This window comes from Streptococcus parasanguinis (genome assembly GCF_019929185.1).
In the GTDB taxonomy this organism is placed as follows: Bacteria; Bacillota; Bacilli; order Lactobacillales; family Streptococcaceae; genus Streptococcus; species Streptococcus parasanguinis_O.
In genome coordinates this window covers 95,516-115,009 of the sequence record NZ_JAHZPC010000003.1, presented here as the reverse complement: position 1 = coordinate 115,009, position 19,494 = coordinate 95,516, and the positions used below count along the sequence as shown (strand labels likewise).

The 19,494-nt window shown below is 42.3% G+C and carries 16 protein-coding genes; 12 read left to right on the top strand and 4 right to left on the bottom strand.

What is annotated here, in order from left to right; genetic code table 11:
• Positions 1–93 precede the first annotated feature (93 nt).
• From K1I56_RS03160 to K1I56_RS03150, 3 genes are read left to right on the top strand one after another with little or no spacing between them, the layout of a single operon-like run.
• Positions 94–2,532: a glycyl radical protein gene (locus K1I56_RS03160; protein ID WP_023027619.1), complete on the top strand. Its 2,439-nt coding sequence runs from the start codon at positions 94–96 to the stop codon at positions 2,530–2,532.
• 15 nt (positions 2,533–2,547) lie between these two features.
• Positions 2,548–3,216 (top strand): fructose-6-phosphate aldolase, encoded by a 669-nt coding sequence (locus K1I56_RS03155; protein ID WP_049486453.1) that lies wholly within the window; start codon positions 2,548–2,550, stop codon positions 3,214–3,216.
• A gap of 14 nt (positions 3,217–3,230) precedes the next feature.
• Positions 3,231–4,322, top strand: coding sequence for a glycerol dehydrogenase (locus K1I56_RS03150; protein ID WP_118228543.1), 1,092 nt, complete (start codon positions 3,231–3,233; stop codon positions 4,320–4,322).
• 58 nt (positions 4,323–4,380) lie between these two features.
• Here K1I56_RS03150 and K1I56_RS03145 read toward each other — a convergent pair whose 3' ends face one another.
• Positions 4,381–5,703, bottom strand: a complete 1,323-nt coding sequence (locus K1I56_RS03145) for a DUF1958 domain-containing protein (RefSeq protein ID WP_118228544.1) — start codon at positions 5,701–5,703, stop codon at positions 4,381–4,383.
• Between the two features lie 165 nt (positions 5,704–5,868).
• On the opposite strand from K1I56_RS03145, the gene K1I56_RS03140 reads away from it, so the two are divergent.
• The 5 genes from K1I56_RS03140 to K1I56_RS03120 all read left to right on the top strand — a co-directional run bounded on the left by K1I56_RS03140 (position 5,869) and on the right by K1I56_RS03120 (position 12,871).
• Positions 5,869–7,848, top strand: coding sequence for a peptide ABC transporter substrate-binding protein (locus K1I56_RS03140; RefSeq protein ID WP_223325235.1), 1,980 nt, complete (start codon positions 5,869–5,871; stop codon positions 7,846–7,848).
• A gap of 123 nt (positions 7,849–7,971) precedes the next feature.
• Complete coding sequence (gene leuS, locus K1I56_RS03135) at positions 7,972–10,473, top strand: leucine--tRNA ligase (RefSeq protein ID WP_223325234.1); 2,502 nt, start codon at positions 7,972–7,974, stop codon at positions 10,471–10,473.
• Between the two features lie 98 nt (positions 10,474–10,571).
• Entirely contained in the window at positions 10,572–11,027 is a 456-nt protein-coding gene (locus K1I56_RS03130) for a MarR family winged helix-turn-helix transcriptional regulator (RefSeq protein WP_223325233.1), read from the top strand.
• Between the two features lie 56 nt (positions 11,028–11,083).
• Positions 11,084–12,316, top strand: a complete 1,233-nt coding sequence (locus K1I56_RS03125) for an acyl-CoA thioesterase/BAAT N-terminal domain-containing protein (protein ID WP_223325232.1) — start codon at positions 11,084–11,086, stop codon at positions 12,314–12,316.
• Positions 12,317–12,457: 141 nt separating this feature from the next.
• On the top strand, positions 12,458–12,871 hold the full coding sequence (locus tag K1I56_RS03120; RefSeq protein ID WP_223325231.1) for a YjdF family protein: 414 nt from the start codon (positions 12,458–12,460) through the stop codon (positions 12,869–12,871).
• Between the two features lie 53 nt (positions 12,872–12,924).
• Here the strand turns inward: K1I56_RS03120 and K1I56_RS03115 are convergent, their stop codons facing one another.
• From K1I56_RS03115 to cbiM, 3 genes are read right to left on the bottom strand one after another with little or no spacing between them, the layout of a single operon-like run.
• Positions 12,925–13,650, bottom strand: a complete 726-nt coding sequence (locus tag K1I56_RS03115; RefSeq protein WP_223325230.1) for an energy-coupling factor ABC transporter ATP-binding protein — start codon at positions 13,648–13,650, stop codon at positions 12,925–12,927.
• A 12-nt stretch (positions 13,651–13,662) separates the two neighbouring features.
• Positions 13,663–14,451: an energy-coupling factor transporter transmembrane component T gene (locus K1I56_RS03110; protein ID WP_223325229.1), complete on the bottom strand. Its 789-nt coding sequence runs from the start codon at positions 14,449–14,451 to the stop codon at positions 13,663–13,665.
• Positions 14,444–15,427 (bottom strand): cobalt transporter CbiM, encoded by a 984-nt coding sequence (gene cbiM, locus K1I56_RS03105; RefSeq protein WP_223325228.1) that lies wholly within the window; start codon positions 15,425–15,427, stop codon positions 14,444–14,446. Before cbiM ends, K1I56_RS03110 begins: the two co-directional genes overlap by 8 nt.
• 256 nt (positions 15,428–15,683) lie before the next feature.
• On the opposite strand from cbiM, the gene K1I56_RS03100 reads away from it, so the two are divergent.
• The 4 genes from K1I56_RS03100 to K1I56_RS03085 are packed head-to-tail and all read left to right on the top strand — an operon-like array spanning position 15,684 to position 19,350.
• The gene (locus tag K1I56_RS03100; RefSeq protein WP_223325227.1) at positions 15,684–16,133 is read left to right on the top strand and encodes a MarR family winged helix-turn-helix transcriptional regulator; all 450 of its coding nucleotides are present in this window, start codon (positions 15,684–15,686) and stop codon (positions 16,131–16,133) included.
• A 17-nt stretch (positions 16,134–16,150) separates the two neighbouring features.
• Positions 16,151–17,116 carry a zinc-binding dehydrogenase gene (locus tag K1I56_RS03095; protein ID WP_223325226.1) on the top strand — a complete coding sequence of 322 codons (966 nt, stop codon included), beginning with the start codon at positions 16,151–16,153 and terminating at the stop codon, positions 17,114–17,116.
• Positions 17,109–17,837 (top strand): ABC transporter ATP-binding protein, encoded by a 729-nt coding sequence (locus K1I56_RS03090; protein ID WP_223325225.1) that lies wholly within the window; start codon positions 17,109–17,111, stop codon positions 17,835–17,837. The genes K1I56_RS03095 and K1I56_RS03090 overlap by 8 nt, the downstream gene beginning before the upstream one ends.
• A complete protein-coding gene (locus K1I56_RS03085) occupies positions 17,830–19,350 on the top strand; it encodes an ABC transporter permease/substrate-binding protein (protein WP_223325224.1) in 1,521 nt (506 codons plus the stop codon). Before K1I56_RS03090 ends, K1I56_RS03085 begins: the two co-directional genes overlap by 8 nt.
• Positions 19,351–19,494: the final 144 nt, after the last annotated feature.

Here is a 19,494-nt window from a genome sequence, read left to right as displayed (position 1 = left end):
GTATTATCCATAATTCATTGAAATTCGTAAAATTTAATGCTACTATAGTTACGAAAGAAAACAAAATAATTTCAAAAGAAAGGTTTTGAAAAAATGAAACAAGTAGAAGTAGCAAGTACAAGCATTAAAACAGAATATTTTGGAAGCCTCACTGAACGCATGAATAAGTATCGTGAAGATGTCTTAAACAAGAAGCCTTATATCGACGCTGAACGTGCCGTTCTTGCAACTAAGGCATATGATCGTTATAAGGAACAACCAAATGTTCTTAAACGTGCCTATATGTTGAAAGAGATTCTTGAAAATATGACAATCTATATTGAGGATGAATCCATGATTGCTGGAAACCAAGCATCCTCTAATAAAGATGCTCCGATCTTCCCAGAATATACTTTAGAGTTCGTTCTGAAGGAATTGGATCTTTTTGAAAAGCGGGATGGTGACGTCTTCTATATTACGGAAGAAACGAAAGAGCAGCTCCGTAGTATCGCACCGTTCTGGGAAAATAATAACTTACGTGCAAGAGCTGGAGCTCTTCTACCTGAAGAAGTATCTGTCTATATGGAAACAGGATTCTTCGGTATGGAAGGGAAGATGAATTCAGGAGATGCCCACTTAGCAGTCAATTATCAAAAATTATTGCAATATGGCTTGAAAGGTTTTGAAGAAAGAGCCCGCCAAGCTAAAGCAGCCCTAGATCTAACGGATCCAGCTAGCATTGATAAGTACCATTTTTACGATTCTATCTTTATCGTAGTTGATGCTGTTAAGACCTATGCTCAACGATTTGTTGAACTTGCTAAACAACTTGCTGAGACAGCAACTCCTGAACGTAAGAAGGAATTGCTTGAAATTGCAGAGATTTGCTCAAAAGTTCCATACGAGCCTGCAAGTACATTTGCAGAGGCTGTTCAGTCTGTTTGGTTTATCCAATGTATTCTTCAGATTGAATCAAATGGACACTCACTTTCATATGGCCGTTTTGACCAATATATGTATCCATACGTTAAAGCTGATTTGGAAAGTGGACGGGAAACTGAAGAGAGTATTGTTGAACGCTTGACCAACCTTTGGATTAAGACTATTACAATTAACAAAGTACGTAGTCAAGCACATACCTTCTCATCTGCAGGTAGTCCGCTTTATCAAAATGTTACGATTGGTGGTCAAACGCGTGATAAGAAAGACGCTGTTAACCCATTGTCTTATTTAGTGTTGAAGTCTGTTGCTCAAACTCACCTTCCTCAACCAAACTTAACTGTTCGTTACCATGCTGGTTTGGATGCCCGCTTCATGAACGAATGTATTGAAGTTATGAAGCTCGGATTCGGTATGCCTGCTTTCAATAATGATGAGATCATTATTCCATCCTTTATTTCAAAAGGCGTGCTTGAAGAAGATGCTTATGATTACAGTGCAATTGGTTGTGTAGAAACAGCTGTTCCAGGTAAGTGGGGATATCGCTGTACAGGTATGAGTTATATGAACTTCCCTAAAGTTTTGCTCATTACGATGAATGACGGAATCGATCCTGCTTCTGGCAAGCGCTTTGCACCAAGCTTTGGTCATTTTAAAGACATGAAGAGCTTCGATGAATTGCAAACAGCATGGGACAAGACCTTACGCCACTTAACCCGCATGAGTGTGATCGTAGAAAACTCTATCGACCTATCTCTTGAAAGAGAAGTGCCAGATATCCTCTGTTCAGCTTTGACAGATGACTGTATTGGACGTGGAAAACACCTAAAAGAAGGTGGGGCTGTCTACGATTATATTTCTGGTTTACAAGTGGGTATTGCAAACTTATCCGATTCGCTTGCAGCGATCAAGAAACTGGTATTTGAAGAAGGGCGCTTAACACCACAAGAACTATGGCATGCTCTGGAAACCGATTACGAGGGCGAACGTGGAAAAGAAATCCAAGAGATGCTTATCCATGATGCACCGAAGTATGGAAACGATGATGACTATGCAGACAGCTTAGTTCGAGAAGCATACGATATTTATGTGGATGAAATTGCTAAATATCCAAATACTCGCTATGGACGTGGGCCAATCGGTGGTATCCGTTACTCAGGTACATCTTCTATTTCAGCCAATGTAGGACAAGGTCGTGGAACATTAGCTACTCCGGACGGTCGTAATGCTGGAACTCCACTAGCAGAAGGATGCTCTCCATCCCACAATATGGACCAACATGGCCCAACATCTGTTCTAAAATCAGTTTCTAAATTGCCAACAGATGAAATAGTTGGTGGTGTTTTACTGAACCAAAAAGTAAACCCACAAACTTTAGCCAAAGAAGAAGATAAATTAAAACTTATTGCTTTACTCCGTACGTTCTTTAATCGTCTACATGGATACCATATTCAATATAATGTGGTTTCTAGAGAAACGTTATTAGATGCTCAAAAACATCCGGAAAAACACCGTGACTTAATTGTACGTGTTGCAGGCTACTCAGCTTTCTTCAATGTACTATCAAGAGCTACACAAGATGATATTATTGGACGGACAGAGCATACTCTATAGTAAAGAGGTATGTATATGGAATTTATGCTTGATACTTTAAATATAAATGAAATAAAAAAATGGGCTCGAGTGTTACCTCTTGCTGGGGTAACCTCTAACCCAACAATTGCCAAAAAAGAAGGAGAAATCGATTTCTTTAAACGGATTCATGAGGTTCGGGAGATCATTGGTGAAGCTCCTTCTATCCATGTGCAAGTTGTTGCGAAAGATTATGACGGTATTTTAAAAGATGCTGCGAAAATTCGACAAGAATGTGGCGGAAATGTTTTTATTAAAGTTCCGGTTACTCCTGAGGGGTTGGCAGCTATCAAAACATTAAAATCAGAAGGTTATAAAATTACTGCAACCGCAATTTATACTGTATTTCAAGGTCTTTTGGCTATTGAAGCAGGCGCAGATTACCTTGCTCCCTATTATAATCGAATGGAGAACTTGAATATTGATTCAGCACAGGTAATAGCACAATTGGCAGATTCAATCGAAAAAAATCAATCATCAAGCAAAATTCTAGCAGCATCCTTTAAGAATGTCGGTCAAGTCAATCGAGCATTCAAAGAAGGGGCACAAGCCATCACTGCTGGGGCTGATGTCTTTGAAGCGGCTTTTGGAATGCCGTCAATTGAAAAAGCGGTGAATGATTTTGCAAATGATTGGTCAGCTATTCATCATCAGAATATAATTTGATAAAGGAGGAGTATATGAGAAATTTTGCAAGTCCGTCACGTTACATTCAAGGGGAAAATGCCTTATTTGAAAATGCAAAACCTATTTTAGAACTGGGGAGTCATCCTGTATTACTATGCGACTCAGTAGTCTATGAAATCGTAGGAGAACGATTTGAAAAATATCTCCTTCGGTATGGATTTACAGTCTTGCCAGTCTTCTTTAATGGAGAAGCTTCTGATAACGAAATCAATCGTGTGGTTAGTTTGGCAGAAGAAAATGGCTGTGATTTGGTCATTGGACTTGGTGGAGGAAAGACCATCGATAGTGCGAAAGCTATTGCCGATCTTTTAAAATCACCAGTTGTGATTGCCCCTACCATTGCCTCTACAGATGCTCCCGTTTCCGCTTTGTCAGTTATCTACACGGATGAAGGTGCCTTTGCTCGCTATATTTTCTATTCTAAAAACCCAGAATTGGTCTTGGTGGATAGCAAAGTCATCTCTCAAGCACCAAAACGTTTGCTCGCTTCTGGAATCGCAGATGGATTAGCGACTTGGGTCGAAGCGCGTGCGGTAATGCAAGCCAATGGAAAAACCATGTTGGGTCAACGACAAACCTTAGCGGGTGTCGCCATTGCACAACGTTGTGAAGAAACCTTATTTGCTGATGGACTCCAAGCCATGGCTGCTTGTGAAGCCAAAGTCGTAACCCCTGCTCTTGAAAACATCATTGAAGCCAATACCCTTCTTAGTGGTATTGGGTTTGAAAGTGGTGGGTTAGCAGCTGCCCATGCCATCCATAATGGCTTTACAGCCCTTACTGGGGACATCCACCATTTGACTCACGGTGAAAAAGTAGCCTACGGAACGTTAGTTCAATTGTTCTTAGAAAACCGTCCTAAGGAAGAATTGAATAAATACATTCGTTTCTATCAACAAATCGGTATGCCAACCACTCTGAAAGAAATGCATCTTGAAACTGCAAGTTATGAAGATCTTCTCAAGGTTGGCCAACAGGCCACCATCGAAGGAGAAACCATCCATCAAATGCCATTTGAAGTGAAGGCTTCTGATATTGCCCAAGCCATCGTAGCAGTAGATGCCTACGTTCAAGGTTTGGCCTAAGATGGCTTTGTCGACAAACCAAGAACTCCCATACCTTATGGTAATGGGAGTTCTTTTCCTATTTTCTTCTTTTTGGATCGGTTTGTTTAAAGATCAGGTATAAAATTCCGGCAGGCAAGAAGCAGAAGAGCCACATAACATCGAGTCCCTTGCTTTTACTGCTAGAGGTCGTTGCTTTAGACTCACTGACGGCCACTCCCGGTTTAATGCTTGGAGATACCTGTTGCAAGCCGTTCTGGACGACTAGGCGGTTATTTTCTAGTTTTAGCGCTGGCTTCGTCCCCTTCTTAACGGTCGCATAGAAGTCTTGCTTCAAGTGAATTGTCTTCCCGTCAATGGTATGATCGCCTGCAGAGAGGATTTTTTTATACTGGTAGTCTGCGAACATTTTCTCAGCCAAGGTATTCCCGATTTGATTGCGGTAACTTTCGGCGATCTCGACATCGTAGTTTCCAACCCCCAAAATGACTTCGATAATCCGCTGTTTCCCCCGCTTGGTTGTCGCGGTGTAGTTGTAGTCAGCAGTCGGGCTGGATCCAGTTTTGAGTCCATCTGTTCCTTTAAGGGCGAACTTTCCACCTTCGAGGGAAGTATTGTAGTTATCATAGCTTTGCTCGTAGGGGGTACCTTCCATGATGGTAGTATGAGCTTGCTTGGTGTATTCCAACATTTCTGGCAGGTCGTTTACGATGTGATAAGCCAGAATAGACATGTCCCGCGCTGTAATTTCGTTATTGGCATTGACATCGTAGCGCTGAGGATTGTAGTAGCCCTGAAGGACCGAAATCATCGCCCCATTTGGATTGTGCCATTTGGTATGGCTCATCCCCATTTCTTGTGCGTACTGATTCATTAAGTCCAAAAACTTATCGGGATCATTGTCAGTGACGGCGTTGGCGAGCATAATCACGGCCGCACTAGAAGATGGAACAAAGAGCATCTTGATCAATTCAGATACCTTGTAGTCAACACCAGCTACAATCGGTGAGTTACTTAACAGATTGTTTTCCGAGATGGCTTGGTCTGCCTCTGTTGCTGTGACCACGGTATCATATTTGATCTTGCCTTCCTTAAGGGCCCGAAAGACCACATAGGCACTCATGAGTTTGGCCATGCTTCCGGAGTCCCGGACCGTGTCGATATTGTCTCCGTACAAAATGGCTCCAGTATTGGCGTCGATGACGATGTCAGCCTTAGGCTTGTAAAAATCGTCCAATACCAGTCCAGCATCAGCTGCGATTTTCATGACATCTTCTTGCTGGTAGATGTCATCCGCAAAAGCAGTGGAAATAGGGCCTAATGTCAAGACTCCTACAAGGAGGGACAAGAGGCTGCGTTTTAGTCGTTTGTGTAAATGTCTCACATAATTCATAGATTCCATTATATCATACAGGCCAGGGATTCAACTTGAAAAAATTTTAGAAAAAGTAGAAATTGAAAAAATAAAGGAAAAATAGAATAATTTCGCAGTAAAAGCGTTTACATTTCCCTAGAAAGTGCTATAATTTAAATTGAGTATAACATTTTTTACAATGAGGTGATTTATATGAACAAAGGGAAGGTACTCTTAGCTACCAGCGCTCTGCTTTTATCAGCTGGTGTACTGGCAGCCTGCTCAGGAGGGAAATCTAGTAGCTCTGGTGGTCAGACATTTAGCTATGTCTATACCCAGGATCCGGATACCTTAGACTACTCGATTTCCAATAAAAAATCGACTTCCGAGTTTACAGGAAATGCGATAGATGGCTTGTTGGAAGTGGACAAGTACGGGAACTTGATCCCATCGCTTGCTAAAGACTGGACTGTTTCCAAGGATGGCTTGACCTATACTTATAAACTCCGCAAAGGGGTCAAATGGATGACTTCTGAAGGGGAAGAATATGGAGGAGAGGTTAAGGCCCAAGACTTTGTGACAGGTCTCAAGCACGCGGCAGATAAGAAATCACAAGCGATTTACTTGGTCCAAAAATCTGTCAAAGGCTTGGATGACTATGTTTCAGGGAAAACATCTGATTTCTCAACCGTTGGTGTGAAAGCGATTGATGATTATACCGTTCAATATACCTTGAGCCAACCAGAAAGCTTCTGGAATTCCAAGACTACGATGGGGATCCTGATGCCAGTCAATGAAGAATTCCTGAAATCTAAAGGGGATGACTATGGTCAAGGAACTTCTCCGTCTAGTATCCTTTACTGCGGACCTTATTTGATCAAATCCATTACTTCGAAATCTTCTGCGATATTAGAAAAAAATCCAACCTACTGGGATGCGGAAAATGTCAAGATCAATAAAGTCAAACTGACCTATTATGATGGTCAAGACTCCGAGTCTCTGATCCGTGGATTTGATAACGGTGACTATACAGTTGCCCGTGTTTTCCCAAATGGTTCCAACTATAAGAGTGTAGAGAAGAAGCATAAGGACGACATCGTCTATACTGACCAAGGTTCCTCAACCTATAACCTTTCCTTCAACATTGACCGTCAGGCCTATGAAATCACAAAGAAGACCACGGATGCTCAAAAGGCCTCTACCAAGAAAGCAATCTTGAACAAGGACTTCCGTCAAGCTATTATGTTTGCCTTCAACCGCAAGGCTTATGTAGCGCAAACTAACGGGGAAGCGGGTGCCAATAAGGTGATCCGTAATACCTTTACGCCACCAAACTTTGTCCAAATCGATGGCAAACAATTTGGTGATGCAGTAGAAAAAGACTTAGAAGCTTATGGGGATGAATGGAAAGGGGTCTCTGTCGCAGATGGAAAAGACACCCTCTACAATCCAAGCAAGGCCAAAGAAGAGTTTGCCAAAGCTAAGGCAGACTTGCAGGCTCAAGGAGTTGAATTCCCAATTCATTTAGACCTTCCAACTTCTTCGACTTATACGGAAGGAATCAAACAAGCCCAATCCTTCAAACAGTCGATTGAATCTACATTGGGAGCAGAAAATATTGTCATCGATCTGAATATGGTTTCTGAGGATGATCTTCAACGAGTGACTTACTTTGCTGAAAATGCTTCCCAACAAGACTGGGATCTAAACAATAACTTGGGCTGGGGACCAGACTATACGGACCCATCTTCTTACATCGACATCACCAGTGGTAAATCTGGTGAAAATGCCAATTCTTACTTTGGATTCGATGCTGGTACGGATAATGCGGCGGCAAAAGCAGCTGGCTTTGATGAGTACAATCAATTAATTGAAGACGCTCAAAAAGAAAACACAGATGTCAACAAGCGTTATGAAAAATATGCTGCGGCTCAAGCTTGGTTGACCGATAGTGCCCTCTTGATTCCGATTCATTCGGATGGAGCTTCTCCAGTCGTTCGTAAGACTGTACCATACTCTGCAGCCTTTGCTTGGACCGGCCACAAGGGTCAAACCTTTAACTATAAGTATTTAGAAGTTCAAGACAAGGTCGTAGCGGCGAAAGACTACGACAAAGCGCGTGAACAATGGAAGAAAGAAAAAGAAGAATCCAATAAAAAAGCGCAAAAAGAACTTGAAAAGCATGTGAAATAGACTTTTCTTAGCGAAAACAGGATGGACAGGTCCCGTATGGGACCTGTCTTTTTCTTTATCTGATCCTTTAAAAATCCCCTAAAAATGGTATAATAGGAGCATCACGAAAATTGGAGAGACGCTATGAGTTTTTACGATCATAAAGAAATCGAGCCTAAGTGGCAAAAATACTGGGCTGACCATCACACTTTTAAGACAGGAACAGATGCTTCAAAACCGAAGTTTTATGCATTGGACATGTTCCCTTACCCATCCGGAGCGGGTCTACACGTAGGACATCCAGAAGGCTACACAGCAACAGATATCCTTAGCCGTTTCAAACGTGCGCAAGGCTACAACGTCCTTCACCCAATGGGATGGGATGCCTTTGGTTTGCCTGCTGAGCAATACGCTATGGATACGGGGAATGACCCAGCAGAATTCACAGCGGAAAACATTGCCAACTTCAAACGCCAAATTAATGCCCTTGGATTCTCTTACGACTGGGACCGTGAAGTTAATACTACAGACCCAAACTACTATAAATGGACACAATGGATCTTCACTAAGCTTTACGAAAAAGGTTTGGCCTATGAAGCTGAAGTGCCAGTAAACTGGGTGGAAGAGTTGGGAACAGCCATCGCCAACGAAGAAGTCCTTCCTGATGGAACGTCTGAGCGTGGAGGCTATCCAGTTGTCCGCAAACCAATGCGCCAATGGATGCTCAAAATCACTGCCTATGCGGAACGTTTGCTGACTGACTTGGATGACCTTGACTGGCCAGAGTCTATCAAGGACATGCAACGCAACTGGATTGGAAAATCAACTGGTGCCAATGTCACTTTCAAAGTGAAAGGGGCTGACAAGGAATTCACCGTCTTTACCACTCGCCCTGATACTCTTTTTGGTGCAACTTTCACTGTCTTGGCTCCTGAGCATGACTTGGTAGATGCTATCACAAGTCCTGAACAAGCTGAGGCTGTAGCGGACTACAAACACCAAGCTAGCCTTAAATCAGACTTGGCTCGTACAGACCTTGCCAAGGAAAAGACAGGGGTTTGGACGGGTGCTTATGCCGTAAACCCTGTCAATGGTAAAGAAATCCCAATCTGGATTGCCGACTACGTTCTTGCTAGCTACGGAACAGGTGCAGTCATGGCCGTACCTGCCCACGACCAACGTGACTGGGAATTTGCTAACCAGTTTGGTCTTCCAATCGTAGAAGTGTTGGAAGGTGGAAATGTAGCAGAAGCTGCTTACACAGAAGATGGCCTTCACGTCAACTCAGACTTCTTGAACGGTCTTAACAAAGAAGAAGCGATTGCTAAAATCGTGGCTTGGTTGGAAGAAAAAGGCTTCGGTCAAGAAAAAGTTACCTACCGTCTCCGTGACTGGCTCTTTAGCCGTCAACGTTACTGGGGTGAGCCAATCCCAATCATCCATTGGGAAGATGGAACTTCAACAGCTGTTCCAGAAAGTGAACTCCCACTTGTCTTACCAGTAACTAAGGACATCCGCCCTTCAGGTACTGGTGAAAGTCCACTAGCTAACCTGACAGACTGGTTGGAAGTGATTCGTGAAGATGGCGTCAAAGGTCGTCGTGAGACCAATACGATGCCACAATGGGCAGGTTCAAGCTGGTACTACCTTCGCTATATTGACCCACACAATACAGAGAAATTGGCTGATGAGGACCTCCTCAAACAATGGTTGCCAGTAGATATTTATGTGGGTGGTGCAGAACACGCCGTACTCCATTTGCTTTACGCTCGTTTCTGGCACAAATTCCTCTATGATCTTGGTGTTGTACCTACTAAAGAGCCCTTCCAAAAACTCTTTAACCAAGGAATGATCTTGGGAACTAGCTACCGTGACCACCGTGGAGCTCTTGTGGCGACTGACAAGGTTGAAAAACGTGACGGTTCCTTCTTCCATGTGGAAACAGGGGAAGAATTGGAACAAGCACCAGCCAAGATGTCTAAATCCCTCAAGAACGTGGTGAACCCAGACGATGTGGTGGAACAATATGGTGCCGATACCCTTCGTGTCTATGAAATGTTCATGGGACCACTTGATGCTTCGATCGCTTGGTCTGAAGAAGGTCTGGAAGGAAGTCGTAAATTCCTTGATCGTGTTTACCGTTTGATCACAAGTAAAGAAATCGTTGCAGAAAACAATGGCGCTCTTGACAAGGTTTATAACGAAACGGTTAAATCTGTTACTGAGCAAGTCGAGTCTATGAAATTCAACACAGCCATTGCCCAACTCATGGTCTTTGTCAATGCAGCTAACAAGGAAGACAAACTCTATGTGGATTACGCCAAAGGCTTTATCCAATTGATTGCTCCATTTGCCCCTCACTTGGCAGAAGAACTCTGGCAAACAGTGGCAGCAACAGGTGAGTCAATCTCTTACGTAGCATGGCCAACATGGGACGAAAGCAAATTAATTGAAGACGAAATCGAAATCGTCGTTCAAATCAAAGGAAAAGTCCGTGCTAAACTCATGGTCGCAAAAGACCTTTCTCGCGAAGAATTGCAAGAAGTCGCTCTCTCTGACGAAAAAGTCAAAGCAGAGATTGATGGCAAAGAAATCGTGAAAGTGATTAGTGTTCCTAATAAACTCGTTAACATTGTTGTGAAATAAAAATGAATCCTTCAGAGTTCAGCTCTGGAGGATTTTTTAGGCTCAGCTTGACAATAAATAGTATTTTTTGTTAATATAATTAACAAAAGAGAGGTGTTATGAATAAGAAAGAACTGCATAAGTTTAATAATCGTTTTAACAGCTTTGCTTTAGCTTTTGAACAGTTGAAAAGAGCTCAGCATAGGAACAGTATTGATAAATCAATCACTATTAATGAAGTCCATTTGATCGACCTGATAGGTCACAATCAGCCTGTGAATCTAGTGAAATTATCTGAGTTACTTGAAGTATCTAGGAGTGCCATTACTCAGAGTGTTAGACGTTTAACGAAGAAAGACCTCGTTACTTTTGAATTTGCACCGGATAATGAAAAAAATAAATATCTGATATTATCCCAAAAAGGGGTTGACGTTTTTAACATTCACAAAGAACAGCAAGAACATATTGAAAAGGCCATTTTTTCAGTTTTAAGAAACTATAGTGAGGAGGATCTTCAAATGGTTATGAAACTGATGGATGATGTTGAACAGGTATGGCAAGAATTGCCGTGGTAAAAATCACGGTAATTTTAAAACTATATTGTTAATTATATTAACAAAAAGAGGAAGATATGAATATACAAATTGAACTAATCTCAGAGTCTGATTTAGCAGACGAATCTTTTAATATTGTCATCGATGGCTTAAAACCAAGTGAAATCTATCGAGTCGAAATGTATTTATCTGATTATTATTGTATCAATGCTCCTATGCTTTTAGCTCATGATGTTTTATGGAAATCAACAGCGACTTTTGTATCAGATAAGAATGGTATTATTGATATTTCACAAACTCCATCTTGTTCTGGCTATTATGAAGATATTGCAACAATGGGGTTATTCTTTAATGCCAAGCCCTTGACCAATAGGAAAAAGAAACTTCCAAACTCTCTTTCTAAAATTCCCTTATTAGATCACTTTTTTGTGGAAATCAAAATTATACAAGGTAATACTGTCGACGCAGAGAGAACTTTCACAAGACATTACATGAGTTCGCAAATTAGTCATCAAGATATTTACGGGAAACATTTTCAAGGGAGACTCTTTTATGATAAAAAGGCAATAAAAGCACCAGCATTGATTATTGTGAGCGGTAGTGAAGGAAGGATTGAAAAGGCACAGAATATAGCTCAGCTTCTCTCTTCTAGAGGTTATATTTGCCTAGCAGTTGCCTACTTTGGTTTAGAGGGATTGCCAAAACATTTGGAACGTATTCCTTTAGAGTGCCTTGTGGAAGCAAAGGATTATCTACGTCAGCATCATCAAGTAGATAGTGAAAGAATTGGAATCTATGGACGTTCTAAGGGAGCAGAGTTAGTTTTAGCTGAGGAGAGCATTTTTAATGACGTTCAATGTTTGGTACTAAATTCACCCTCTGATGTGGTGTATGAAGGGATAGAAGGGAAATGGAATTCCCATTCTTCTTCTTGGACGTATTTGCAAATAGAACTTCCCTATCAAAAGTTTCGACTTAGAGATTATCTGTTCAGCAAACTTTTAAAAAGATCCTTCCCTAAAGATTGCTCTGCTAGGATAGATATTGGCCAAATGCATTCACCAATCTTATTGCTCGGAAGTACTGTTGATGAAATATGGGATGCCTCGTCAGCAATTGATGATATTGTTTCACATTATAAAGGACACCACATTACATTTAAAAAATACCATGAAACAGGTCACATGTTGACGGTGGCTTATCAACCAAATCATCGTTATCGAAAAGATTGGCGTTTATTGATGAAAGAGAGTAAGGATTCTTGGTTGGCTACGATTCATTTTTTTGATAGGTATTTGAAGAAGCAATAACATAAGATTATAAATATGCTATAATAGTCCCAACTAAGATAAAAACACAGTTCTGGTTGGTAGTCCAGACGTAGGCAAGCCTATCAGTAACCTTCCTCCTTGGTTGTCCATTCTTAGGGATAGATTTAAGGAGGTGCTGTCGTGGAAACAATTTCAATTGGATTGACAGTTTATTTTGAAGATGGATTTTGGCATGGTTTGTTCGAACAAGTGTATCGAGAAACTTATCAAGTTTGTCGTGTGACATTTGGTCAGGAGCCAAAAGATGATGAAATTCTAGAGATGTTACAGACTCAGTTTACTCAATTATCTTTTAGTCCAGAAGCTACAGTTAAGCAACATGTAAAAATAAAGAATCCTAAACGATTACAGCGAATAGTGAGGAAACAAGTAAAGCAAAAAGTTTCTTCCAAGTCGAAAGAACTATTGCAGTTGCAGTATGAGGAAAGGAAAAAGATTTCAAAACATCAATCTAGTGTCCAAAAGCAATTGCTCAAACAAGAGAAATTCGAACGCAAACAGCAAAAACGAAGAGACAAGCATAAAGGACATTAACCCTTATCTCTTTCATCAAAAAAGCTTCGGTAGGAGAAAACTACCGAGGCTTTTTAACATGTCGAAAACGATTGTTGAATATCTGGATGATGTTCCCAATCAGCTCGATCGTAGCTGCCTGTAATGGTGTGCTCTTCAGAAAAGAGCAGAACCCGTTCCACAATCGGAGCGATTTGGTCGAAATGGTGGGAAGAAATCACAATTGTTTTTCCTGCTGTTTTGAGATCTTGGAGTAAGTCGACGATCAGTTTTTGGTATTTGGGGGAGAGGCCGTTAAAGGGCTCATCAAATAGCAAGAGACTAGGATTCATAGTGAGGACACTGGCGATAGCGACTAGCTTCTTCTCCCCTCCGGAAAGATGGTAGGGAATGCGATCTCTCAGGTGTTCAATCTCTAAAAGAGCGAGTGTGTCATTGACGCGTTGGTCGATTTCAACTGCAGCTAAGCCGAGTTGACGTGGGCCGAAAGCGAGTTCATCATAGACGCTTGTGTTGAATAGTTGCGTATCGCTATTTTGAAAAATAAGCCCCACCTGTTGAAATAGCTGACCAGCACGATGGGGATCTTTTAAGAAAGGACCATCAATCGTCCAATCCTTAAAGTGGTAGTGACCAGAAGACAGGGGTAAAAGTCCAACCAGAATTTTGAAAAGTGTGGATTTTCCTGCTCCATTTGGTCCCATCAAAGCGATCGTTTCCCCTTGATTGATCTGTAGTTGGATATCGTGGATTCCAATCTCATCTGTGTAATGGTAATTTCCATCTTGAATGGTAATCATAAGCTATCCTTTCTAACGGAATAGAGTGGTGACGGCAATAAGGAAGACTAATTCCAGTAGTAAAAGGCCATCTTCTTTTTTCCAACAGAAGGGCTCTTTTTGTTTCCTGTCCATGCCATATCCTCTCAGCAACATGGCCTCGTAGACCTCTTTGGTATGGTTCTTTGTTGAGAGATACAAGAGACCCAGCAGAGAGCCAAAAAGATGGAGGCTCACTTTTTGACCAACGGTTCGAAGTTGGACACACTCGATTTGTTGGTGAAGGTGTTTTCCTAAAATATAACTATATTTTAGCGTAATATCAATGGTCTGGACAAAGGTCTTTGGGACATGCAACTGCCTTAGGGCATCCACCAGTTGGACGCTTGTGGTAGTGGCTAAGAAGAGAGAAATATTGAGAACAATGATCCCTGCACGTAACAAAAAGAGTCCACCATTTTGAAATCCTTGAAATAAGATACTCGGTAAAATCACAATGGCAGAGAAAAGAAGGACCTTGACGAGGACCTTAAACAGGTGAAGAAGGGCTTCTCCTGGAAGCATAGCAATGTGAAGTAGTAAGAGGATACCGAGGATCCAGAGCTGGATCGTATGGTGGGCTGTTGTAATGAGAATGGCTAGGGTTAAAAAGTAAACAAGCCACATCCAAGAGGAAGTTTTGGCCTTGAATGCGGGTGTCGTTTGTTTCATTTTGCCAAGAAAATGGCGCAATGTGTGAAGGTTCATTTGTAAATAGTGATGGCTTTTGGATGCTTCTAGAGTCGTTTGCTCTTGAAGGAGCCAGTCAGGAAGTTTACGCATGAGAAGTTTTTGCTCCGTTTATTGATCGAATCATTTTGCTAATGATATAGAAAATAAGAACAGCTGTAATGGCTGATAGAATATAGCCAATCGCAATTTTTGTTCCAGGAATGGTGTAATCACTGAACAAGGCTTCAAAAGAAAATCCATTTTTGATACCAGCTGGGACCTTCCCTTTGAGCAAGGATCCTAATTCTTCAGAAGACCATTCTCCAAAAGCCGTTCCTTCTGCTAGGAGACCAAGTGGGCTGAGGACGATCAAAGCAAGGAGTACCCAGCGAATTTTTTTAACAAATGAAGTTGTATTGACTGTACTTGGTGTGTACAACTCTGCAGGAGCAACTTGTTTTACAAAACGGTAAATCACAACGGTGAAGAAGGCTTCGACCCAACCTGCGACAAGGAGGTGAGCACCCAACATAGCAGGCACCGTGATACTCAATCCATAAGGATTATAGAGTGGCTGACCAGCTTCTGACGCGATGAGGGGTTGCAAGCCCAATTCAACACCAGCTAAGAAGGCAGCAGCATTGATCGAAAGAAAAGAACCGATAATAACGCCAAGCGTTTCCTGATGGTGCTTGCGGAACAAGTTATAAATAGCATAGCCAACAAAAGGCATCACAATGGCCATGTTGAAAATATTGGCCCCAAGAGCGAGAATCCCTCCGTCACCAAATAAGAAGGCCTGTAGGAGTAAAGCAACTGTCAGCGCTAGAGAGGCCGCATAGGGACCTATGAGAATGGCAAGAAGGGTCCCTCCGACAGCGTGAGCGGTCGTTCCACCAGGAACAGGAACATTAAACATCATCAATAAGAAGGACAAAGAAGCAGCAATCCCAAGCATCGGCGCTAGCTCTTTATTTTCTTTTAATTGGACCTTGACTTTTTTGATGGACAAGACAATAGCAGGCGCAGCAGCAACCGCTAAAACTGCACAACTTGCAGGACTAAGGTAATTATCTGGTATATGCATAACAAATTCTCCATTAGTATGATTTAATTTCGTTAACAGATTACCACATTATAAAATCAGGTGTCGTTGCAAAACGAGTCCAACATTTGTTACACTTGCTAGAAAGAGGGAGAAAAAACTAGTTTGAAGGGCTAGAAAGGCTTTTTAAGGTGAATTTAGATAAAATTATTGGTTCCATATCGAAATAGTTGACAGATGTAACGAACAGTGATACAATGGCTGTGATATTTCGATATAGAAATAAAAAGGAGACAAAATGGACAAGATGCAAGGGGGCTACCAAGCTTTACAGATACGCTTGTTAAATGGGCGTATCTTTCAAAAACTGCTGAGCAAGGAACCAGATGCCCTATACCGAAGTGAACAAGGGAAAATTTTAACGATTTTGTGGAAGCAAGAGTTGGAGTGCGCTACTGCGACCGATATCGCCCTTGCGACGGGGCTAGCCAATAATACATTGACCAGCATGGTTAAGAAATTGGAAGAACAAGGCTTGGTTACGATTCAACCTTGCACGCAGGATAAAAGGAAAAAATATATTTCTTTGACAGACCTCGGTTGGGCACAAAAAGAAATTGGGGATCGTGTTAGTAAGGAACTGGGTGAGATTTTCTATCAAGGATTTTCGGATCAAGAAATCCGAGAATTTGAGACCTATCAAGAGCGTATTATCTCTAATCTAAAAGCTAAAGAAGGTGACATGTAGAAACAGAGGAGTATCTTATGAAAGCAGTTGTTGTGAGCACTCCAGGTGGACCAGAGGTATTAGAAGTTGTCGAACGACCAAAACCAGTCCTGAAGGCAGGTTGGACCTTGGTGAAAATTCAAGGATTTGGTATCAATCACAGTGAAATTTTTACCCGTCAGGGTCTATCGCCGTCAGTTCAATTTCCTCGTGTGTTAGGAATTGAGTGTGTCGGTCTTGTGGAAGAAACGACTCGACCGGATTTGAAGATTGGACAGCAAATCATTTCCATTATGGGGGAGATGGGGCGAGCTTTTGACGGTGGTTATGCCGAGTATGTCTTGCTCCCGGATAGCCAAGTTTATCCAGTAACTAGCAATCTCGATCTGGAGAGTCTGATAGCCCTTCCTGAGACCTATTACACAGCCTTTGGTGCTTTTTGCAATCTTAAAATTGAAGAGGGAGACCGTGTCTTGGTACGGGCGGCGACTAGTGGGGTTGGCCTTGCGTTTGCAAAACTAGTCAAAAGTAAATTTCCCAAAATCTACCTGGGAGGAAGTTGTAGAAATCCAGCTAAAGAAGAGCGCTTGAAGGCGGTTGGATTTGATCAGGTGATTTTGGAGAAGGATGGCGTTTTGCAAAGTGAGGAGTCTTTCACAAAAATTATAGATCTAGTGGGACCTCGCCATATCAAAGATAGTATCCATCACTTAAGTGAAGGAGGAATTATCTGCTCTTGTGGTCAATTAGGTGGCCAGTGGATCTTGGCTGATTTTGATCCAATTGTTGAATTGGCGAAGAATGTTTATTTAACAACCTTTTATTCGGGGAATGTTTCAAATGAAAAGCTCCAAGAGTTGATCGATTTTGTGGAATTGTATCAAGTGGATGTCCGGCCTGAGAAGGTTTATAGGCTAGAAGAGATACAAGAAGCGCACACCTATCTTGAAAGTAGCCAGTCCTTCGGGAAAGTAATTGTGAAAATTGAGGAAGAATATGATTGAATATAAAAATGTAGTTCTGCGCTACACGGATACAGACATTTTAAAAGATGTCAATCTCCATATTGAAGATGGTGAATTTATGGTCCTCGTAGGTCCTTCAGGGTCTGGAAAGACCACCATGCTCAAGATGATCAATCGTCTTTTGGAGCCAACTGATGGCAATATCTATATGGATGGAAAACGCATCAAGGACTATGATGAACGAGAGTTACGTCTGTCTACTGGCTATGTGCTTCAAGCCATTGCTCTATTTCCTAATTTGACAGTTGCGGAAAATATCGCTCTCATTCCTGAGATGAAGGGCTGGGGCAAGGAGCGAGTGGCTTCCAAAACAGTCGAACTGTTAGAAAAAGTAGGCCTTCCAGCTTCTGATTACGCCGATCGCAAACCCCATGAGCTGTCTGGTGGGGAGCAACAACGGATTGGCATTGTGCGGGCCATCATCGGGGAGCCAAAGATTCTATTGATGGATGAGCCCTTTTCAGCCTTGGATGCCATTTCCCGCAAACAGCTACAGGCTCTCACCAAAGACTTGCACAAAGAATTTGGTATGACGACTATTTTTGTGACTCATGATACGGACGAGGCCTTGAAATTAGGCGATCGGATTGCGGTGCTACAAGAAGGAGAAATTGTGCAGGTGGCAGATTCTGAGACCATTCTAGCCCAGCCAGCTAACGACTTTGTGGCAGATTTATTTGGAGGTGCTCACCATGTCTAAACTACTTGCAACCTTTCAAGAACGTTTTGGAGACTGGCTCACTGCACTGGGGCAACATTTGCAACTGTCATTACTGACCTTACTCCTTGCGATTTTTCTGGCGGTCCCTCTGGCTATTTATTTAAGTACACGCAAGAGAGCCAGCAACTGGGTTTTACAGGTAGCTGGGATCTTCCAGACCATTCCTTCCATGGCCCTTTTGGGGCTCTTCATTCCCATCATGGGAATTGGAACACTTCCGGCCTTGACAGCTCTCGTCATCTATGCCATTTTCCCCATCCTCCAAAATACCATCACCGGTTTGCAGGGGATTGATCCAAGCCTTGAAGAAGCGGGGGTTGCCTTTGGGATGACCAAGTGGGAGCGCTTGAAGAAGTTTGAGATTCCCTTGGCCATGCCCGTCATCATGTCTGGGATTCGGACAGCAGCTGTGATGATTATCGGGACGGCTACCCTAGCTGCCTTGATTGGAGCAGGGGGACTTGGTTCCTTTATCCTTCTAGGAATTGACCGCAATAATGCCAGTCTGATTTTGATCGGTGCCCTGTCTTCTGCCTTCTTGGCCATCGCCTTTAACCTTCTTCTCAAATGGATGGAAAAGGCCAAATTGCGGACCATCTTTGCGGCTTTTGCGGTAATGGTTATCGGATTGGGAGCTAGCTATACACCAAGTCTTCTTCCCAAACCGGAAAAAGAAAACCTGGTCATCGCTGGGAAGTTGGGTCCTGAACCGGAAATTCTAGCCAATATGTACAAGATTTTGATCGAAGAAAACACAGACATGACAGTGACTGTTAAACCAAATTTTGGGAAAACCACTTTCCTCTATGAAGCTCTGAAAAAAGGGGATATTGCTATCTATCCAGAGTTTACAGGGACCGTGACCGAAAGTCTCCTCAAACCGGTGCCACAAGTCAGTCATGATCCAGAGGCAGTCTATCAAGCGGCTCGAGATGGGATCAAGAAACAAGACGACCTGGCCTTGCTCAAACCCATGGCTTATCAGAATACCTATGCTGTTGCAGTCCCTAAGAAAATTGCCCAAGAGTATGGTCTCAAGACCATTTCAGATTTGAAAAAGGTGGAAGGACAACTCAAGGCAGGATTTACCTTGGAATTTAATGACCGAGAGGATGGGAACAAGGGTTTGCAGAAGGTTTACGGACTCCATCTACAAGTCTCCACCATGGAGCCAGCCCTTCGCTACCAGGCGATCCAGTCCGGTGATATTCAGATCACAGATGCTTACTCAACGGATGCCGAGCTGGCTCGCTATGACCTGGTGGTCCTTGAAGATGACAAGCAACTCTTCCCACCCTATCAAGGGGCTCCCCTCATGAAAGAAGCTCTTCTTAAGAAACACCCTGAATTGGAAGGGATTCTCAATCAGTTAGCTGGTAAAATCACAGCAGAGCAAATGAGCCAGATGAACTTCCAAGTTGGAGTAGAAGGCAAGTCTGCTGCTCAAGTGGCACGTGACTTTTTGGTAAAAGAAGGGTTTATTAAAAATTAACAAACAATTCTCAAGTCTCCGCACTTGAGGATTTTTTGATAGAAAGCAATTTTAACCCCTTTCAGCAAGCTTTTGTTATAGAGGGAGAGGCCTTCTCTTCAAAAACTCTCCATTGAGTCTAGCTTAAAATTGTGTTACAATAAG